A 3016-nucleotide genomic window follows, 5' to 3' on the forward strand; every position below is an offset into this window, starting at 1 on the left:
CCGTGTCCTCGACCTCGATGCCGTGCACGCTGGCCACCGCGAGCGCGAACGCCGCCGATGCCCCGAAGAACGTCGCGACGTCGCTGGCCGTGAGCACCAGCGCGACGCCGGTGCCGACCGCCGGTGCCGCCGCCGTCGCACCGACCGCGCCGCCGGTGCCCTGCACGACCAGCAGGTACTCCTTCTCCAGCAGGCGGATCAGCTGCTCGGGCGTCGCCTCGGGGTTCCGCTTCCGCAGCGAGGCGACGTGCGCGTGGATGGTGGTCGACGGGATGCTGACGGACTTGGCCAGCGCGGCCTCGACGAGGGCCGGCATCAGCGCTCCCCGGTGACCGTCAGCTGGACGGTCGCGCCGGCGTCGAGCGTGCGCCCGACGGTGCAGTGCGAGTCGACGGCCCGGTGGATGATCGTGATGAGGCGCTCGCGGGCCTCGGGGTCGAGGCTGCTCAGGTCGACCACCATCTCCTCGGCGATCGCGGGGTAGCGGTCCTCGGCGTCGTCGCTCTCGCCCGAGACCTTGATGGTCACGTCGACGTCGTCGCCCAGCCGGTGGCTCAGCTTGGCGTCCGCGGCGAGCCCGCTGCACCCGGCCAGCGCGATCTTCAGCAGCTCGCCCGGGCTGAACACGTTCTCGACGCCGACGCTGCCGATCAGCACCTCGGCCCCGCGCGAGTTACGGCCCGTGTACAGGCGCTTGCCGGTGCGCTCCACCCACAGCTGGGTGTCGCCCGCGTTCACCGTGATGTCGGGCGCTGGCTTCTGCTCCGTCGTCATCCAGCGATCCTGCCACGGGGCCCGGACACGCACAGGGCGAGCGGCGCGCCGTTCGCCAGCCGCGAATCCCGCGGTCCTGTTGGATTCTGCGCCTCTAGACGACGGTCACCCTGGTCACTGAGATGTGGGAACCCGTGAGCGCACCGTCCTTGCTGAGCGCAGCGGCCAGCGCCACGTGCACCGCGGTGCGGGCGTCCAGCCGGACCATGCCCGTCGGGACGTCCTGGTTGACGCCCATCACGGGACCGATCTGGTCGATGAGGACGTCCGCGTCCGTCACGGTCACCATGCCGGTGATCGTGAACGAGAAGCTCTCGGTCGTGCTCATCCCTCTTCATCGGCCTGCGGGAAGCACGGCTGGAGAGAGCGTCCGGGTGACCACGCCCGGTGGTCTTTGCTTCTCGGCTGCGCCCGCAACCGCTCGGGTAGGCTTCCGACGTCCGCAGGCGCTCCCGAGGGGGCGTGCGGTACTCGCGGGGACTGTCGCGTGTGCGGGGTCCTTCGCGCCTGTAGCTCAGGGGATAGAGCACCGCTCTCCTAAAGCGGGTGTCGGCAGTTCGAATCTGCCCAGGCGCACAGTGTGTTGTTGCAGGTCAGCGCGATCTTGGGTGCGACCGATGTGGTGGCTGCGACCGCAATGTCCGGTTCGTGGTCAGCATGTGGTCAGYACCATCTGCCGTCACGCACGGCACCCGTGGGGCCGGAACTAGACGGGGTGCGGCTTCGCCGAGCCTCCAGCTCCCCGTGACGAGATCTAGCTACGGTTGCGGCGCGTTACGCAGACCCGAACCGGAGAGGTATGGCATGTCGTTGTGGGTACCAGTCGTCGCGGCGCTCGGGGCGGCTTTGCTGACCACGCTCGGTGCGCTCGCGCTCGAGGCACAGCGGCAGCGCGCGGCCGCTCGAGGTGCATCCKTACAACGTCGGCAGACCGCATACATCGGGCTCGTCCAGGCCGCGCACCGGACTCTGACTCTTGGGCAGGTCCTTCGTAGCGTTCTTAAGGTGCAGTCCGGTCTGGATGACTCGATCTCGGTCCTGATCCGGCTGCGCAAGCCGGTCAATCCGTTCGACCTCGCCTGGCGTCTGGCGGACGAGCTGACGCCACTGCTGAACGCTCAGGCCGGAGTTCTGGCCTGCGGCTCTCCGCGAGCGGCGTCAGCGGCAAAGGACGTCGTCACCAGCGCTTCTGAGTACCTGCAGGCCGCGACGTTCATGACTAACAAGCAGCGCGCACTCATGGGTGTCATTCCGTGGAAACCATCAGAAGAGCAGGACAAGGTCTTCGGCGATCATCTTGCTAGAGCTGGTGACGCGATCCAGGTCTTCATTACCGTCATGCGAGCAGAACTCGGTGAGGATGCCTTGCCGGTCGGTTTGGTCGAAACGCGGTCGGACTGAACGAACGACTGTGACGGCGCAACACGGCTGGGGCAGTGACCTATCGGTCAGTGGTTCCGGCGTGGCGACCAGGGCTAGCTCTTCGCCCAGTGCTCGTTCAGCAGGGCGACAGCTTCGTCTTTCGTGATCATCTTGAGCTCGTCCTCGCTCAATCCGAGTTCTCGCTTGAGGGCGAGGACCAGACCGAGAGGCAGAGCGTTCTCTGGCGCCGCCGCCGCAGGGGAACGATCGGGGCGTTGCCTGTCTTTCGCGCACGCCCAGAACTCGTCTTCGGTGACATCCAGCTGGTCTCTGAGGATGTGGTCCCAGAGGCTCACGCCGTAGACGGTGGCGTCGACGGGTCGTGAGATCCGGGTCCGCAGGACCCGACCGTCTGGCAGGGCGAGTTCGTAGGTCGCGTGGTGGCCGGTTACCTTTCCACGGGCGCTACGCACCGACTCCCAGCCTTCGACCTCGCAGAACCGCTCGTGGTCGTCGCGTGTGCCGACTCGCCGGCCGGCGCTCACCGAACTAAAGCGTCGTTCTGGCGGGACGCGTCCGCCAGGAGCCATTCACGCAGGGCATCGTCGTCGGATAGCGCGACGAGTTGAACGAACTGCCAGTTGGCGGCGTGGTTGGGGACGGTCGAGAGGTGGTCGTTGAAGTCCTCGGCGTACTCGCGCACGGCGACGAGTAGGTCGTCGAGTGCCTCCTCAATCGTGTTCCCGGATGCGGAGATGGGCCGACCTACAAGGAACGCGGACCAACCGCCGGCCTCTGCCACGAGGTGCGCGTCCGCCTCGACAAGCTGCGCGAGGGCAGACCGGAGCCGCTCGCCGTCGACGACCGCGAAGTGGACGCG

General features: G+C 67.6%; 5 protein-coding genes, 1 tRNA gene and 1 pseudogene. 2 read left to right on the forward strand and 5 right to left on the reverse strand.

Going from position 1 to position 3016, the window contains the following annotated elements; all coding sequences use genetic code 11:
• The 3 genes and pseudogenes from ACXJKG_RS20390 to ACXJKG_RS20400 all read right to left on the reverse strand — a co-directional run.
• Positions 1 to 316 (reverse strand): annotated as a pseudogene (locus ACXJKG_RS20390) (hypothetical protein); the annotation flags it as partial.
• Positions 316 to 774 carry an OsmC family protein gene (locus tag ACXJKG_RS20395; protein ID WP_456847545.1) on the reverse strand — a complete coding sequence of 153 codons (459 nt, stop codon included), beginning with the start codon at positions 772 to 774 and terminating at the stop codon, positions 316 to 318. The pseudogene ACXJKG_RS20390 and the gene ACXJKG_RS20395, both read right to left, overlap by 1 nt.
• A 94-nt stretch (positions 775 to 868) precedes the next feature.
• Positions 869 to 1102, reverse strand: a complete 234-nt coding sequence (locus ACXJKG_RS20400) for a hypothetical protein (RefSeq protein ID WP_456847546.1) — start codon at positions 1100 to 1102, stop codon at positions 869 to 871.
• A 175-nt stretch (positions 1103 to 1277) separates the two neighbouring features.
• On the opposite strand from ACXJKG_RS20400, the gene ACXJKG_RS20405 reads away from it, so the two are divergent.
• Positions 1278 to 1350, forward strand: a tRNA-Arg gene (locus ACXJKG_RS20405).
• A 429-nt stretch (positions 1351 to 1779) separates the two neighbouring features.
• On the forward strand, positions 1780 to 2175 hold the full coding sequence (locus ACXJKG_RS20410; RefSeq protein WP_456847547.1) for a hypothetical protein: 396 nt from the start codon (positions 1780 to 1782) through the stop codon (positions 2173 to 2175).
• A 74-nt stretch (positions 2176 to 2249) separates the two neighbouring features.
• Here ACXJKG_RS20410 and ACXJKG_RS20415 read toward each other — a convergent pair whose 3' ends face one another.
• Entirely contained in the window at positions 2250 to 2681 is a 432-nt protein-coding gene (locus tag ACXJKG_RS20415; RefSeq protein WP_456847548.1) for a cytotoxic translational repressor of toxin-antitoxin stability system, read from the reverse strand.
• A partial coding sequence (locus tag ACXJKG_RS20420; RefSeq protein WP_456847549.1) for a hypothetical protein occupies positions 2678 to 3016 on the reverse strand: 339 nt, incomplete at its 5' end. The genes ACXJKG_RS20420 and ACXJKG_RS20415, both read right to left, overlap by 4 nt.

This window comes from Cellulomonas sp. P5_C6 (assembly GCF_054049635.1).

Excerpts from the sequence above, each read along its gene's own strand:
- ACXJKG_RS20395 (WP_456847545.1), bottom strand. The coding sequence starts at position 774 with ATGACGACGGAGCAGAAGCCAGCGCCCGACATCACGGTGAACGCGGGC.
- ACXJKG_RS20400 (WP_456847546.1), bottom strand. The coding sequence starts at position 1,102 with ATGAGCACGACCGAGAGCTTCTCGTTCACGATCACCGGCATGGTGACC.